General features: G+C 43.1%; 17 protein-coding genes and 1 pseudogene. 3 read left to right on the top strand and 15 right to left on the bottom strand.

The window, feature by feature from the left end; all coding sequences use genetic code 11:
* Positions 1 to 553 precede the first annotated feature (553 nt).
* From F0342_RS01305 to F0342_RS01320, 4 genes are all read right to left on the bottom strand, one after another.
* Entirely contained in the window at positions 554 to 1,855 is a 1,302-nt protein-coding gene (locus F0342_RS01305) for a hemolysin family protein (RefSeq protein ID WP_149154256.1), read from the bottom strand.
* A 360-nt stretch (positions 1,856 to 2,215) separates the two neighbouring features.
* Complete coding sequence (locus tag F0342_RS01310) at positions 2,216 to 3,097, bottom strand: DUF6843 domain-containing protein (protein WP_149154257.1); 882 nt, start codon at positions 3,095 to 3,097, stop codon at positions 2,216 to 2,218.
* A 165-nt stretch (positions 3,098 to 3,262) separates the two neighbouring features.
* Complete coding sequence (locus F0342_RS01315; protein WP_149154258.1) at positions 3,263 to 3,517, bottom strand: KGG domain-containing protein; 255 nt, start codon at positions 3,515 to 3,517, stop codon at positions 3,263 to 3,265.
* Between the two features lie 162 nt (positions 3,518 to 3,679).
* Positions 3,680 to 4,231, bottom strand: a complete 552-nt coding sequence (locus F0342_RS01320) for a CBO0543 family protein (RefSeq protein WP_149154259.1) — start codon at positions 4,229 to 4,231, stop codon at positions 3,680 to 3,682.
* 230 nt (positions 4,232 to 4,461) lie between these two features.
* On the opposite strand from F0342_RS01320, the gene F0342_RS01325 reads away from it, so the two are divergent.
* Positions 4,462 to 4,692, top strand: a complete 231-nt coding sequence (locus F0342_RS01325) for a hypothetical protein (protein WP_149154260.1) — start codon at positions 4,462 to 4,464, stop codon at positions 4,690 to 4,692.
* Between the two features lie 116 nt (positions 4,693 to 4,808).
* Here F0342_RS01325 and F0342_RS01330 read toward each other — a convergent pair.
* Positions 4,809 to 5,021: pseudogene (locus F0342_RS01330) on the bottom strand (KGG domain-containing protein); the annotation flags it as partial.
* Between the two features lie 227 nt (positions 5,022 to 5,248).
* On the opposite strand from F0342_RS01330, the gene F0342_RS01335 reads away from it, so the two are divergent.
* On the top strand, positions 5,249 to 6,442 hold the full coding sequence (locus tag F0342_RS01335) for an MFS transporter (RefSeq protein WP_149154262.1): 1,194 nt from the start codon (positions 5,249 to 5,251) through the stop codon (positions 6,440 to 6,442).
* 35 nt (positions 6,443 to 6,477) lie between these two features.
* On the opposite strand, the gene F0342_RS01340 is transcribed toward F0342_RS01335, so the two are convergent.
* The 4 genes from F0342_RS01340 to cidR all read right to left on the bottom strand — a co-directional run bounded on the left by F0342_RS01340 (position 6,478) and on the right by cidR (position 9,270).
* Positions 6,478 to 6,936, bottom strand: coding sequence for a DinB family protein (locus tag F0342_RS01340; RefSeq protein ID WP_149154263.1), 459 nt, complete (start codon positions 6,934 to 6,936; stop codon positions 6,478 to 6,480).
* A gap of 344 nt (positions 6,937 to 7,280) precedes the next feature.
* On the bottom strand, positions 7,281 to 7,655 hold the full coding sequence (locus F0342_RS01345) for a hypothetical protein (RefSeq protein ID WP_149154264.1): 375 nt from the start codon (positions 7,653 to 7,655) through the stop codon (positions 7,281 to 7,283).
* Positions 7,652 to 8,188, bottom strand: coding sequence for an acyl-CoA thioesterase (locus F0342_RS01350; protein WP_149154265.1), 537 nt, complete (start codon positions 8,186 to 8,188; stop codon positions 7,652 to 7,654). The genes F0342_RS01345 and F0342_RS01350 overlap by 4 nt, the downstream gene beginning before the upstream one ends.
* Before the next feature lie 188 nt (positions 8,189 to 8,376).
* Positions 8,377 to 9,270, bottom strand: coding sequence for a cidABC operon transcriptional activator CidR (gene cidR / locus F0342_RS01355; RefSeq protein ID WP_149154266.1), 894 nt, complete (start codon positions 9,268 to 9,270; stop codon positions 8,377 to 8,379).
* Positions 9,271 to 9,389: 119 nt separating this feature from the next.
* On the opposite strand from cidR, the gene F0342_RS01360 reads away from it, so the two are divergent.
* Positions 9,390 to 10,181: a class I SAM-dependent methyltransferase gene (locus F0342_RS01360; RefSeq protein ID WP_149154267.1), complete on the top strand. Its 792-nt coding sequence runs from the start codon at positions 9,390 to 9,392 to the stop codon at positions 10,179 to 10,181.
* Between the two features lie 85 nt (positions 10,182 to 10,266).
* Here F0342_RS01360 and F0342_RS01365 read toward each other — a convergent pair whose 3' ends face one another.
* The 6 genes from F0342_RS01365 to F0342_RS01385 all read right to left on the bottom strand — a co-directional run bounded on the left by F0342_RS01365 (position 10,267) and on the right by F0342_RS01385 (position 14,597).
* Positions 10,267 to 10,557 carry an RNA polymerase alpha subunit C-terminal domain-containing protein gene (locus F0342_RS01365; protein WP_149154268.1) on the bottom strand — a complete coding sequence of 97 codons (291 nt, stop codon included), beginning with the start codon at positions 10,555 to 10,557 and terminating at the stop codon, positions 10,267 to 10,269.
* Between the two features lie 316 nt (positions 10,558 to 10,873).
* On the bottom strand, positions 10,874 to 11,020 hold the full coding sequence (locus F0342_RS24595; protein ID WP_188048355.1) for a hypothetical protein: 147 nt from the start codon (positions 11,018 to 11,020) through the stop codon (positions 10,874 to 10,876).
* Between the two features lie 168 nt (positions 11,021 to 11,188).
* On the bottom strand, positions 11,189 to 13,120 hold the full coding sequence (locus tag F0342_RS01370) for a DUF2207 domain-containing protein (RefSeq protein ID WP_149154269.1): 1,932 nt from the start codon (positions 13,118 to 13,120) through the stop codon (positions 11,189 to 11,191).
* A gap of 188 nt (positions 13,121 to 13,308) precedes the next feature.
* On the bottom strand, positions 13,309 to 13,887 hold the full coding sequence (locus F0342_RS01375; protein ID WP_149154270.1) for a GNAT family N-acetyltransferase: 579 nt from the start codon (positions 13,885 to 13,887) through the stop codon (positions 13,309 to 13,311).
* A gap of 31 nt (positions 13,888 to 13,918) precedes the next feature.
* Entirely contained in the window at positions 13,919 to 14,233 is a 315-nt protein-coding gene (locus tag F0342_RS01380) for a hypothetical protein (protein WP_262481589.1), read from the bottom strand.
* Between the two features lie 124 nt (positions 14,234 to 14,357).
* Positions 14,358 to 14,597: a hypothetical protein gene (locus F0342_RS01385; protein ID WP_149154272.1), complete on the bottom strand. Its 240-nt coding sequence runs from the start codon at positions 14,595 to 14,597 to the stop codon at positions 14,358 to 14,360.
* Positions 14,598 to 14,610: the final 13 nt, after the last annotated feature.

Here is a 14,610-nt window from a genome sequence, read left to right on the forward strand (position 1 = left end):
TAAATCGGCGAAAAACGAATTTTATCGGCGATATTTTCATTTTATCGGCGAAATCTTAAATATATCAGCGAATCGCCTAATCTGGGACGGACCTCAATAGATGAATTCTTCCAATCTACTAAAAATGCATCGAGAAATGATCTAAACTCATTATCGTTCATCGCAACCTCTAAAACTATACCACTACCAATTATTTCAAAAAAGGACCGTGAACTCAATCCCATATAAAAAAGAAGCTCAACCTATTTAGTCGAGCCCCTGCCGATCATCATAATACTTCCCGATTTCCCGCCCCTGTGCAAGGTATCGTTCTTACCCTTCTAAGGAGAACTCCCCACTGCAGGCAGAATTCAATTAAGTATGCCATAAGATGCTGCTAATCTAATAGGCATTCTCATTCATTCTTCAAACGCTTCAGGAATATCCAACCTCAAAAATCAGAATAAAGCCGTGAAAAAGTGGTTTCAGATGGATAATAAATAGGGAACATCCAATCAGGATGTCCCCCAAAGAAGCAACCAGATTTCATGAGCCAGTTGCTACTTTTCCCTCTCTATATCTTTGTCACTTCTATATAGCGGAGCTGGATTCCGTCTTTTTCAATCACTTTGAAGCGGTGCCCTTCTTCCTCAATGAAACTGCCGACTTTGGCATCGAGGTTTTGCGTCATGTACCAGCCTCCGATGGTGTCGATGTCCAGTTCCCCGATGTCGATGTTTATGTTCAAAAGAGAGTTGACATCATTGATGAGGACCTTTGAATCAAGAAGGTAATGTCCATCCTTAAGCTTTCGGATTTCAGCTACTTCATCCTCGTCAAATTCATCCCGGATTTCACCGACAATTTCTTCAAGGATATCCTCAACCGTCACGATGCCGGAAGTACCCCCGTATTCATCAATTAGAACCGCAATATGAACCCGCTCTTTCTGCATTTTCACAAGCAGGTCATGAATCGGAATCGTCTCGATGACTGTAATGATCGGATTGATAAAAGGTCGGAGAGTAAAGTTTTCATCCAGTTCGTTGACCATCGCCTCTGTCAGAAGCTCCTTCATATTGACGAATCCTTTGACGTTATCTTTATCGCCGTTCACGACAGGATAACGCGTGAAATTCTCATTTCGAATGGTATCTATCACGTCCTCGAGGGTATCGTCTATGGAAAGGGAGACGATTTCTTTTCGTGGAACCATGATTTCCTTCGCAATCCGCTCATCGAATTCAAAGATGTTGTTCACATACTTTAGTTCGTTCTTATTAATTTCACCGCTTTTATAACTTTCCGAAAGCAGGATCCGAAGCTCTTCCTCTGTATGAACTTCTTCATGCTCAGAAGCCGACTTCAACCCGAAGATTCCCACAAGCACACGTGCAGATCCATTTAAGAACCAGATAAAAGGATACATGATCCGGTAGAACCAAATGATAGGTCCCGAGAATAACAACGTAACTGCTTCTGCTTTCTGGATCGCCACCGTTTTTGGCGCAAGTTCCCCTACTACAACGTGAAGGAATGTTACAAGGGCAAAGGCAATACCAAAGGACAGGATATGCGTGATTGCTTCATTTAACTCGAAATAAGCAAAAAGTGGATGCAAAATCTTCTCCACAGTCGGCTCACCAAGCCAACCCAATCCAAGAGCCGTAATCGTAATTCCAAGCTGGCAAGCAGATAAATACTCATCCAGATGAGTCACGACCTTCTTAGCGGCAATCGATCCTTTACGATTCTCCGCTATGAGCTGATCAATCCTGGAACTTCGAATCTTTACAATCGCAAATTCCGTCGCTACGAAAAAAGCAGTTAAAGCAATTAATAAAACGATTAAAATTAAGTTTATAGACGTTGTCAATTAGTAGCCTTATCCTCGGATAAGGCTTACACCTCCATCATGATAAATTTCACCCACTAAGTGAATGGTTGAATTGATGAAAGCATGAAGTTGAAAACTACTTATCTCTAAAAGGGATTGCATAGAACCCATATTGAGAAGTAGAACGTTCAGCTTCCAGCAACCCGGATCGAACCATTGAACCAAATGTTACGCAGCTTCGCTTAGCTGACTCGTGTCTTAGCTTCTCTGTCCCATTATTATCCCTCCAGCCTTTTTTATATAATAATATATTAAGATTTTACTTAATTATAAGAATTTAATCAAACATATTACGATAAACAGCCTTAATATGGAATTTCAAATCTCAAATATGTCTCCCTAATACAAACTCAACCAATACTTCCCTATTTCCCGACCCTGTGCGGAATATCGTCCATTCCCTTTTGAGGAGAAATCCCTGCTGCAGGCCGAATTCGTCACCTGGAATGTATCATATACAATCTCTTTTCTATCGGATCCTGTCACACTGCCACCACCGCTATGGTGAATACACTCACCTTCAAGGAGGGTCCGCTTTCCTTCTTCATCCACATAGAAATACTGATTCTGATTTATGCTATAACCCCTGTCCTCCGTAGACGTTTGATAGATTCCATACCGTTCAATATCCGTCCTCATTAACGTGGGCAGGCTTTCGATTTCTACAGGAATGACGGAAAACTCTCCATCTTTTTCAAGGGAAGGTCGGTCAGGCATGCCATAGAAAATGACAATCGTACCCTCGTATCCTTCAGGGACCAGGTAACGGTTTTTTATTATTTCTCCTTTATCGTTAATGGATATCCAATTCTTAGCCAGCATCACAATCGCCACAACGGAGAGCACGCTTACTAATGTGAGATAGAATCGTTTCCTCTCCCGCTCAGGACTAGGTGTTTTTTTCCTTTTCAACCATTCATCGATCAAGAAAAAGATAACCGCACAGATCACGGCAAACCATGCAAACCCGTCTATCACAAAATAAGTAATAGCTCCAAAGAAAGCATGGATGAAACCTGCTGCAAACAACTTTCCTTTGACAAGCTTTCTCGTTAACCAATCCGAAAGTAAGGAAACCGGAGCCCCATACGCGAGGTTACCTGCTAAGGAATATGTAAAGACAATTGGAAAGAGCCAGATGCCCCCATCCATTATGCTAAAGATCATCAAAAAAGTAGAAAGAATCAAACTCGTATACAATGCCGGTTTTATTTTATTCATCCTGTCTCCCCTTAAAAGCAAGATTGTGAAGTTATTCACAAGAAAAGCATAACATAAAACAAGTTCGTTTGGGATATTTATACAAACACAAGGAGACGGACTTTTACACACGAATCCCCTATGCTTTTCTTTTATGGAAATAGCATAGGGGATTCTCTCTAAATACTAGTTATTTTTATTGTTGGAATTATTGGAGTTACCTGAATTACCGGACTGGCTTCCGCCTTTTGCTCCTATTTCCTGATAGAACTTCTTGTCGTGATTTTCTGAGGTTGCTTCTCCACCCTTTTCTCCGATCTCTTGGTAGAATTCTTTGTCATGGTTCTTAGCTGTTTGTTCGCCGCCTTTACGTCCAGCCTCTTCGTAACTCATTTTACTGTTGTTGTTGCTGTTGTTATTGTTGTTGTTACTATTTGCCATAATTAAATCCTCCTTAAGTGTAGTGGGTGTTGTACGTTTGTACATTGGTTATTTACCTCATGAGATGAAAATCAAACAAATCGTGGGGGTTTTTAACATTTTTGTAATTTAATTTACACTTAAGTGGAGGCAGAATGTTTCTTGTATCTACTAGCTAACCTGTTAATCATCTTCCCTATCTTTTCCTCTAAAAACCAACTCCACCACCCACCTGATCAAGTACGAAAGAACGATATAGATGACAAAGGACAACCCAGTCTTCCAATGATAGATCTTATAAATTTGTAACCATTGAAAGATAGGCTCAGCGATAAACGATGCTCCTGCCGACAGAACGATATTCGCATACAGAAACGCTTTTCCTTTAGGAAAGTATTTATACAAGAGCATATACGTGACAGGGATCAATGCATAGTCAAAGACGTATGCTTTTGAAAGTATGGGGATGAGCTGTCCTGGATAGCCCCATAAGCCAAGATCATATCCAAACCCGTCGAGGTTCGCGGCTACCAGGATCCAAGTCAGTCCAAGAAAAAAAAGCTTCGGCCGCTCCTCTCTTTTCGTTAATCGAAAAAAGATGACCCAGGATAGGATAAGGAGGACTACTATAAACCACCAGAGTGGGGATAGAAAGCAATGGTCCAGCCAATACTGGATGTATTCTTGGTTAAGGGCTACATGTTTTTCTCTAATTTGATCATATCTCTCCAGCATACGCGCCTCCAGTGCACAAGAATTTTTTAAAAAAAGACCCTCTTCAAGTTAAGAGGGTCATGTAAACTTATGAAGGCTATTTATTAATATTCTCTACCAATTACAGGACCTTCATTCATACTCCCAAATGAGAATCATGACTTTTCTCCCTTACAAGCATCATGCGATTATGTTAAAATTAGCCAAAATCAGACAATTTTCTTCCCTTTTTAAGAAAGGAGTTAAAGATAATGTCAAGAAATTGTGAGCTGCTTACCATTTTGCAGACGCTCCAAACTTTTTCCGATTGTGATATTACCCAGTCATTTTCTGAGGGTGATTCTGACATATTGCTGGTTTCTTTCTCGAAGGAATATGACTCATTCATCATCACTCAACATGACTCTCAGATAAGTTATCATGATATCGACTCCGCTCTAGCCTTATTGGAACATGTGCTTCTTATGAATGAACCATCATAGATTCAACTTAAAAAGACCCGTCGTCGATCGACAGGTCTTCTTGAGTTAGGGGAATCATCCGGTGGCTATTTATTGCTGTTGGAATTGTTTGAACTGTTGGAGCTACTCGAGTTGCTCGAGTTACCGGACTGACTTCCGCCTTTCGCTCCAATTTCCTGATAAAATTTCTTGTCGTGATTTTCTGAAGTTGCTTCTCCACCCTTTTCTCCGATCTCTTGGTAGAATTCTTTGTCATGGTTCTTAGCCGTTTGTTCGCCGCCTTTACGACCAGCTTCTTCGTAACTCATTTTACCGTTGTTGCTGTTGTTATTGTTGTTACTGTTTGCCATAAATAAAATCCTCCTTAAGTGTAATGGGTGTTGTACGTTTGTACATTGGTTATTTACCTCGTGAGATGAGCCTCAAACAGATTGTGGGGGTTTTTAACATTTTTGTAATTTAATTTACACTCAAGTGGAGGCAGGATGATTCATGAATCCTTACGATTAGAATTGCTTCCTAAAAGAGATATAGGATGATGGTATTAATGTGATTAGTATAAAAGGAGTCTTGCTGCATGGATTACATCAAACGAGGGACACCGGCCTTTAAAAATGCAAACCTTGCCCTGTTTGCAGGCGGATTCAGCACCTTCGCCATCCTGTGGGGAACACAACCCCTGCTCCCGGATATCGCCAAGGAGTTTGCGATATCACCGGCCGCCTCAAGTCTCAGCCAGTCTTCCACCACGATTGCCCTTGCCATCAGTCTATTAATTGCAGGTTCCTTATCTGACGTCTATGGAAGAAAATCCGTTATGACCTTCTCTTTACTGACATCTTCCATTCTTGCCGTTTGCACAGGATTTGCATCAAGCTTCCATATGCTAGTTGTCGGCCGAATTTTGCAGGGGATAACTCTCGCCGGGCTTCCTGCCGTCGCCATGGCATATTTGGGTGAGGAAATCGAAGCGAAGAGTCTCGGGATGGCCATGGGGTTATACATCAGCGGAAATTCCATCGGGGGAATGTCCGGTCGGATCATCAGTGGCGTCCTTACCGACCATTTCAACTGGCATGTCGCATTGATGGGAGTCGGGATCATCAGCTTGCTTTCAACCGTCATCTTCCTGGTGCTTATACCGCCGTCTGCCCATTTCAGACCGCAGACATTTCAGCTGAAATCATTGGCCGAATCCCTGTTCAGCCAATTCAAAGTACCGGGACTCACGTATCTCTTCATCATCGGATTTCTTTTGATGGGAGGTTTCGTATCCCTCTACAATTACATCGGATTCGAGCTGATCGCACCACCGTATTCACTCAACCAGACCGTCGTCGGATTCATCTTCATCGTCTATATCGTCGGCACCTTCAGCTCGACCTGGATGGGAATGCTCGCCGATCAGTATGGAGAAAAAAGAATTCTGCCACTATCCCTGGTCATCATGTTATCCGGGGTGTTGACGACCCTGCATCCGAATCTGTGGGTAAAAATCATCGGAATCGCCATCTTTACGTACGGATTCTTCGCCGGCCACTCCATCGCTAGCAGTTGGGTCGGACGATTGGCCGTCCATGATAAAGCACAGGCTTCGGCCCTCTACTTATCCGCTTATTACGCCGGATCAAGCGTCGGCGGTACCGTCAGCGGAAGCTTTTACCACCAATTTAACTGGCCCGGTGTCGTGTGGATGATCGCTGATCTTTCTGTGATTTCGATTGGGATTTCATTTTGGTTGGGGAGAAGGGACGCAGCACGATCAATATAAAAGAGGACTTGCCACCAAGTCCTCTTTCTTAGGAGTTACCCCTTCACTCCCGCTTGCGGATCCCAAGAGCCCTGTAATTTTCTAATATAAAGAATTTGCCCTGCATGGTAGGTGGTATGGATCGTGAGGTGGGCAATGATTTCAGACCAGTTATTCAAATTCACCTCATCTGCCCCTTCAACCGCCTTCTTCCAGTCAGCCATCAACTGATCAATCCGTACGGACGTTTCACTCCAACTGAGGCCTTCCCTATTCTTGAAAGTGCTCTCATTGGTACTCTCTTCATTCTCAATCCCCTTCAATCGATTTAAATGGCGTTGATTATAGTAGATGAGATGATGGATGATTTCAGAGATGGAATTGGTGGCTTCATTTGGCTTCCACGTTGCTTGTTCCTCGGTGAGATCCTTGATGGAATTGGTCAATGAGACAAACCAGGTATTTTGATCGTGGCAGGCGTCCAGTTGCAAGAGTAATACTTGTTTGGCATTCATTTTTATTCCCTCCTGTAATTACATATCACTTATACTTTCAAGATTGAGAGGGTCGTTTCCTCTTCACATAAGGATTTTCCATTAAAAAAAATCCTCTTTTGTTAAAAAGGGATCTCAACCGTTCATGAAACGTCATCCCAATGTACTGATACTCGATCAGCAACCGACTGACTGATTCGTCATGAAACACATGCACGGCATAAATGGTATCGTCTTTAGTCGCAGTGGATTGCAGTCCGGAGATGTTCCTGGATGTTTTACCGACTAATCATTAATTACAAACATTTTTCCTCACCAATACAAAACAAAACCGGAAGACTGCCCTCTTCCGGTTCCACTCTCCATTATTTTATAATCGTCGACCCCTGCAACAGTTCCGGCTTCGCGCCAAGGATCAATAAAAATAATTTCGAATCACTGATTTGTCGGTGCTTTTTCATGATTTCTTTCAGCTGAACGATATTCGGGTGTTCTTTCAGCTTCTGCACTTCCTCCTGATAGAGGGACAGGATCGAGCCTCTTACAAACTGCGGCTCGTAGTCCGGCAGCTCCTTGTCGCGGAGTAGTGACCCCATGTATCCGTACTTCAACTGTAATTGTCTCGTCAGGCTTGCGACGTGGATGAGCTGCTCATTCAGTTCAGGGTAATCCTGCTTGAGTGCTTCCACATCTTTTTTCGCTTCATGCAGTTCGTTCATTCCAGCAAGCATTGTGGTCATGATGCTTCCCCTCCCAAGTTCCAAGGTTTTTCGAGTCCAATGATGTCATTCAGTATTTTACTCTGCTTTCGGCGGACCCGTCTTCTTTCTGCCCGTTCTTTTCCTGATTCGAACAAAAATTTCTCTTCTTCTGTTTCCGGAACGATTTCCGGTACTTTGACGGGCTTTTTATTTTCATCGAGTGCTACGAAGGTCAGGAAAGCTGTCGCCGCCATTCGTCTTTCACCTGTGATCATATCTTCGGCAATCACTTTGCAGAAGATTTCCATGGATTTATTCCCGACATACGAGACGAAGGATTCGACGCAAACGGAATCACTTTGATGGATCGGATAGAGGAAGTCGATGGAATCCGTTGAAGCGGTCACACATTCCTTCACCCGTGCATGACGTCTCGCGGATAATGTCGCATTGTTATCGAGCTTCTTCATCAACACGCCTCCGAACAGGGTGTTGTAGTTGTTTAAATCATTGATCATCACCTGGTCCGTGCTGACGACCAGACTCTCTTTCGGATGCTTCGTTTTTGCCATGAAGAACAAGTCCCTTCTGTTGTAAAATGGTTTCTCAAACGTTTGATACCCAAAGTGTACGCCCTGAAGCAGGATAAGTGAAATGAATGTTCCTTATCATCATCATAGATGCTGTCTATGCAATGGCTTACATCTGAATGGTATCAATATCCACTTTTCCAAAATAGGCGACAAAAAAAGAGCATTCCTTAGTCAGAAATGCTCCCCATCAATCGTTCCTGGGTAAAGGTCAGCCACTCTTTTGTGGCATACGATAAGTATTGATTTTTTCTCCAAATAATGGCGAGGTCCCATTCGATGACGGGCTTTACGACGCGGATAGCGACGAGATCTTCCTTCAGCTGCTTATACACGCTGTTCGGCAGGATTGAAATCCCGAGTTCCGCTTCGATCATCTTCCCGATGAAGTCCCATTGAGAACTTTCAGACACCACTTTCGGAAGAAAACCTGCTTCTTTGCAAGCCCCGCGGATCCGGTCATTCAACGCAAAGTCCTTATTAAAGAGAATGAGCTGTTCGTCCTCAAGCTCTAACAATTTAACCTGCTTCCTGCCGGCCAATCGATGTGTCCTCGGCACCACGATCCGTAGTTCTTCTTTCATAAAAGAAAAATGGTGAAAATCCTCCTCTGCAGCAGGCAGGACACCTACCCCCACATCGAGCTGATCTGCGAGGATATCTTCTTCAATCCGCTTTGTCCCATTCTCGACCAGCTGGAAAGTGATACCGGGGTAGAGAGCATGGAATTCCCCCAGCACCTTGATGAACTGACCCGCGTCCATGATCGGCGGTAGTCCGATGCGGAGATGCCCCCGTTGCAGACCGATCAGGTCATCGAGTTCATGCTGGACATTCTCGAATGCCTTATCGATTGTCTGTGCCTGCTTCAAAATCGCCCGTCCCGCATCCGTCAGCACGAGCTGCTTCCGGGAACGATCGAATAGCTCCACCCCAAGCTCACCCTCTAAATTTCTGATCATCTTACTGATCGTCGGCTGGGTCACAAACAAATGATCCGCCGCACGGGTGAAACTCTTGAATCGCGTTACTTCTATAAAATATTTCAAATGCCTGATGTCCACTTGCTCACCTTCTTCTTTTGGATAACATGGCACCATATTACCATAGCTATTTCTGCTAAAATAATCACATGCTGGAATATCTTTTCCTCTATAATAATAACAAAGAATAGATGGTAAGGATGGAGAATCAATTGAATACAAAAGCAAACTATCAAACCTGGATTCGAATGTACAAACTACTTATTTTCGGGGGTATTTCACTTCTGCTTCTCTTTGTCACAATATTCACCATTCCTGTATACCTGCGCCTCCTGTCAGGAATGCTCGCGTTGCCCTTTCTTTATATAACCTTAATCCTCTCCAATTCTGTTTACCAATTCGCAGCGTTCGGTGGAAATTATCAGTCGAAGATCCATGATTTGATCGTGTCCAGAGTCCGTGGAGATGAAAACATACTAGATATCGGAACAGGCAGTGGCTCCCTGATTATAAAATTGGCAAAGACTTTCCCCACATCCCGATTAACCGGAATCGATTATTGGGGAGGAAACTGGGAATATTCAAAAGCCCAGTGCGAGCAGAATGCACAGATCGAAGGGGTCTCGGATCGTATCCATTTTCTGAAAGCAAGTGCCTCGAATCTCCCTTTCCAAGACGATGAATTTGATGTCGTTGTCAGCTGCCTTACCTTTCATGAGGTAAAAGATGCCAGTAACAAAACGGACGTAATCAAAGAGGCACTAAGAGTATTAAAACCTGGAGGGGAATTTGTCTTCATGGACCTGTTCATGGATGAGAACACATTCGGAGATGAAAAAGAGCTATTATCTGCCCTGAAACAACATGGCGTGTCTGAACTGAATAGCGACAAACTGGCTGATGTCTTGCACATGCCGAAGATCTTATTAAACAAAAAAGTATTAGGGAATGCGATGATGTTGAGTGGTAAGAATTCGAAAAGAAAAAGCTAAGAGCAGGAGCTAATGCTCTTAGCTTTTTTATGTGGCTCATATTCAAGACCTTCTACCACTATTTATTTCTTCATTTACATTCTCCCTATTCTCTAAACGACAGCCCACTCTCCCCCAACACCTTCCGAAGCTTCGGTATAGAAGACGGTCCCATCCCATGAAAGGCGAGAATCTCTTTCTCACTGTATGTCGATAACGTCTGTAGAGACGTCAACCCATTGTTTTCTAACGCTCTTCTGGCTGGAGCGGAGAGTACGGAAAGAAATCCTGTTTCTGGTTTTCGTTCCTTCTCACAAATGGGACAGGTCGGGCAATCGCTTTTTTTCACATATGTATGCCCTTTGACGCATATCTTCATGTTTTCATTTGGAGTCATGTTTTCACCTCTTTCTTATTAATCCATTGCCTATACACTATCAGAGTAACCGAATTTAATAAAATCGCCACTATGGGAAACACCTTGGCTCCAATTATGTTCATAAGCGCTGACCAGTCAACGATCGTGACCAGATAAAAAAATATAAGAAGAGCCATAATAGCGAATAAAAAAGGGGTGCTTATAAAATCATGGTTCCCACTTACTATGATCACTACGATAATCCAATATTTCACGATCGCAATGATTCTATTGATTTTTCAGATCTAAAAACTCGTTCTCAACATCTAGATAGTCGAAAACCGTCACCAAAAAATTATGACCTCTTCGCCTTTTTAAGCGAGAGCACCAATGCTACACCAAATAGAATCGCAGCCATCAACAAAGTCGTTCCTGCAGCGATGGGTATCACAAACCCAACAATCAATAGAGTAGTAGCCATTAATAACAATCCATACATCATGCATATCCCCCCTTACCAATGAAACCGAACCATTTCTTCTCCAGCATAATATACCAGGCAGGATCTAAATTCACACTCCCGGTTCCCTTCATCCTTTAGCATTTTCAAGATCCCCTCGATAGCCTCTTAGGAATCGAACATCTGAAGGAATAGGGGGACCATCTTTCATCAATCTGCACCTGCACCACCACCGCCGTCTCCGCCTCCTCCTCCGGAATAACCACCGTCAGAGTAACCGGATGAAGGGCTTGGAGGTGGAACACTCCATTTCCATGAATTCGTCAGGAACTCATGGGGATTCTGGTCAGATATCAGGAGAGCTGTAAGGGGGGCTGCTGACAATGCAGCTATGTCTGCCAACCCCTTTCCCACCGTTTTTTTCAGTCTCCACTTCCGTTCAAACATGAGGGACCGGATCATCCACTTATCCAGTTCATTTCCTCCCACGTTCGGGATGCCTTCTTTCTTTACCTGTTTTCGAAATCTGCGGATGCAGGTTTTCACATCGAGTGCCGGTCCAGACAAGGTATGGCGGGGTAACATAATATAAAGAAATATAGTGAGCATTATACACGTGAGGAGTAACGAGATTGCTGTTTCATTCATGAGTTGAACCGTTGCGAATAATGAAATGACACTAAATACCAGGAACGGCCACTTCCTTTCTTTCTTCAGCCATCCCCACACCAGGAATCCACCACCAAAGACACCATACATCCACAGGGCAAAAGCCGATTGCATGTCGAAATAGTAGGCACATAAGATTACTATCAAAATTAAAAGAGGAGGGACTTTCGTTACGAAGTGAAACCAGCGATCATGCAGGATTTTCGCTTCCTTTGCTTCGTTTAACACGTCTGCAAACCATTCTTTTTCCTGTTCTTTCAACGTCTTGACCTTAGAATGATATTTTTTCACATGCCGGCTATGATCTTTTTCAATCTTCGTCGCCCCTGCCAAATCCGTCATAGCAAAGGATGCCGATCCGCTCTTGCCCTTTCTTTTAAAAATCCAGGACACCAGCTTTTCTTCAATCGATGATAACTGATTTCCCATAGGGATTAATGTAAAGAACAAGGTCTCATTCGGGGATCGTGCATCACTCAGGAAACGGGTCGTCGTTTTCTGCCGGTGAACTGTTGCCTTCCCTCTTTCCACTAAAGAATATAGGCCCGCCATTAAAGCCCCGTGAGTGAATTTCCCTCTCCTATGTACCATATACAAGAGAAGGAGATCCGCTTCCAGAACATCAGTAGGTCTGCCGCTTCCTTTTACCCTACCAATCATAAATCCAATGATCATAATGAATCCGATCGTACCTAAAGATACTGCCAGTCCAACCAGCACCTTATTGAATGATTCCATTTGATCTTTTCTATGAGCTACAAGCTCCATCCGCTCTTCTTCTTCCGCAATCACCTTTTCCAAGGGTATAGGGGGAGCGGTCTTTTCTTGTTCACTCATTACAGTGGACGGAAACAGTAACCGCGTTTCCGTTAAGGAATACATACTGGAAACGGGTGTCGTAAAGCGCACGACCTCTGGGCCTTTCTCTTCCACACTCCCATTTCGATTGTGAAAAAAGGCCGAATACTCCCCAGGATCGACCTTCTCCGGAAAAACAAAATCAATCTTCACGTTATGTAAATCCACATCATGGTTACTCCCTGATTCGAAAAAGGGAACTGCCACATCACTATATGTATCATACGACTTCACTGCATTCTTCAACTCATAGGCATAAAAAAAGGTTTTCGTGGCGTCCTCCACCGGAAATGGTGATCGATACGTCATCTCCTCCCGTTCCACCTCAAGAGGACGCAGGTCAGCTTCCTCCATAAACCCAAGCTCCGCCTTACTATTGATCACTTCAGAGGCATTGAACCACTTCACTCCTTCATGGTTCTCCTCATGAATCGATCTCCTTACACTCTTATACTTCCCATTGAACGTGTACGTGAACAATTCATTGACAAGTACATTTCCATTTGGCTGAATCCATGCCCTTATACGTACTTCATCAATACTGTAGGACTTCGCATAAGCCGTCTGTCCAAAGGAGAAGAACAGGATGAGGATTATGAGTAGTTTCTTAAGCATGTGTTCGTTCCTCCTTTTATGAAAAAGTACATTCGTTTGCTACACTTATTGATTCTCTAACTACAAGTAAGAATATCATCTTCAGCATGGGGACGGATTTTCCAAAGTCTTGTCCCAAGTAAATCATTTGGGGTCAATTTCTCGTTGTATTCATCATTAAATAATTTCAGATGTTTATTATGTAAGTTTCATACGTCCCCTTCTCTCTGTACAATATATTCTTCCTGCAGAAGCCCATACACCGCACAGTCCTTATACTGACCCTTAGAATTACGGATCATATGCCGAATAATCCCTTCTTGCTTCATCCCGGCTTTTTCCATAATCCTGCCTGAAGCCGGATTATCCGTATTATGAGCGGCGGATAGTTTATGAGCGTTCATATGTATAAAGGCAAATTCGACGACTGCCTGCAATGCTTCGGTCCCATACCCCTTATTCCACCAGTCGTATCCAAGGGAATAACTAACCTCGCAATTCCCTGTGGATTGGTCAAAATCATATAGATCAATCTCCCCGATGATGTCCTCATTATCTTTCAATTCAATGCCCCAGTAACAAAACTCTTTAGAGTCGTATCCCTTTACGATCTTCTCCACCCTCACCTTTGTTTCAGCAATAGTCTTGTGTGCCGCACTGACACGATTATCGGTGACCCGTTCATCTGAAATCCAATGATCAAAGACGCTTTGCGTATCATCGAGGCATATCCTTCGAAGAATCAGTCGATCAGTTTCTATTGTGGGGGTTCCGTAAAAGTTGAACATGCTGTCACTCCTATCTGAACCAATCATCATATTAAAAATAAGTAACCATCATAATGACAAAACTGATCAGCGTAAATAAAACTGCTCCATAAAACACTGAACCTACATTCGCTTTCAGCTCATTATCCTTCTGAATCTTCCACCCTGCCTCACTTGCTTCCAAAGTGGCCCCTTTCGATAACGCACCACCGCTACTGTTGAAAAAGAAAAGGCCCACCGTTATTCCGAGACCGATGAAAAAGCTCCACTCTCCGTAAGAAAAAGAGAACAGAAGGCTCCCGATCCAAATGCCAATAGCAAGAATCGCAGCCGTTACTAATGACGTTCGTGTTATGAATTTCTTCATATTAATTCCCCCTCGTATTACTTACATTTACGAATGGACCTTTATAAAAGTTTCAATTTTCAGTCAATGTTGAATTGTGATACTTTCACTCCACCTGCAAAATAATCTTTCTCAACCATTGAACTTAATTCGTTTTATCCAAGTACCAAATTAATAGAGATCCTATCACATGAGGTAATATCTCGCTCATAATCCCTAAAACCATGAAAACCATTCCATACTGTTTTTTCTCGTAATCCTTTTTTAAGACCAGCCCCACGCAAAAGGCGATGAAACCGTGAAGGATCGAGGGAGTGAAGAAGGCCAAAATGACCGATAACCAACCGACGAAGATCATTATGTTAGTGCCTTTCTTTTCTTTCATACGATCCCCCTCT

This window comes from Bacillus sp. CH30_1T, from assembly GCF_008364765.1.
GTDB lineage: Bacteria > Bacillota > Bacilli > Bacillales > Bacillaceae_B > Rossellomorea.

What these genes read in the sequence shown, in the direction of transcription:
- F0342_RS01345 (WP_149154264.1), bottom strand. Translation starts at nt 7,655, where the DNA reads ATGACCACAATGCTTGCTGGAATGAACGAACTGCATGAAGCGAAAAAA.
- F0342_RS01360 (WP_149154267.1), top strand. Translation starts at nt 9,390, where the DNA reads ATGGAGAATCAATTGAATACAAAAGCAAACTATCAAACCTGGATTCGA.
- F0342_RS01325 (WP_149154260.1), top strand. Translation starts at nt 4,462, where the DNA reads ATGTCAAGAAATTGTGAGCTGCTTACCATTTTGCAGACGCTCCAAACT.
- F0342_RS01320 (WP_149154259.1), bottom strand. Translation starts at nt 4,231, where the DNA reads ATGCTGGAGAGATATGATCAAATTAGAGAAAAACATGTAGCCCTTAAC.
- F0342_RS01375 (WP_149154270.1), bottom strand. Translation starts at nt 13,887, where the DNA reads ATGTTCAACTTTTACGGAACCCCCACAATAGAAACTGATCGACTGATT.
- F0342_RS01385 (WP_149154272.1), bottom strand. Translation starts at nt 14,597, where the DNA reads ATGAAAGAAAAGAAAGGCACTAACATAATGATCTTCGTCGGTTGGTTA.
- F0342_RS01350 (WP_149154265.1), bottom strand. Translation starts at nt 8,188, where the DNA reads ATGGCAAAAACGAAGCATCCGAAAGAGAGTCTGGTCGTCAGCACGGAC.
- F0342_RS24595 (WP_188048355.1), bottom strand. Translation starts at nt 11,020, where the DNA reads ATGATGTATGGATTGTTATTAATGGCTACTACTCTATTGATTGTTGGG.
- F0342_RS01310 (WP_149154257.1), bottom strand. Translation starts at nt 3,097, where the DNA reads ATGAATAAAATAAAACCGGCATTGTATACGAGTTTGATTCTTTCTACT.
- F0342_RS01315 (WP_149154258.1), bottom strand. Translation starts at nt 3,517, where the DNA reads ATGGCAAATAGTAACAACAACAATAACAACAGCAACAACAACAGTAAA.
- F0342_RS01340 (WP_149154263.1), bottom strand. Translation starts at nt 6,936, where the DNA reads ATGAATGCCAAACAAGTATTACTCTTGCAACTGGACGCCTGCCACGAT.
- F0342_RS01365 (WP_149154268.1), bottom strand. Translation starts at nt 10,557, where the DNA reads ATGACTCCAAATGAAAACATGAAGATATGCGTCAAAGGGCATACATAT.
- F0342_RS01335 (WP_149154262.1), top strand. Translation starts at nt 5,249, where the DNA reads ATGGATTACATCAAACGAGGGACACCGGCCTTTAAAAATGCAAACCTT.
- F0342_RS01370 (WP_149154269.1), bottom strand. Translation starts at nt 13,120, where the DNA reads ATGCTTAAGAAACTACTCATAATCCTCATCCTGTTCTTCTCCTTTGGA.
- F0342_RS01380 (WP_262481589.1), bottom strand. Translation starts at nt 14,233, where the DNA reads ATGAAGAAATTCATAACACGAACGTCATTAGTAACGGCTGCGATTCTT.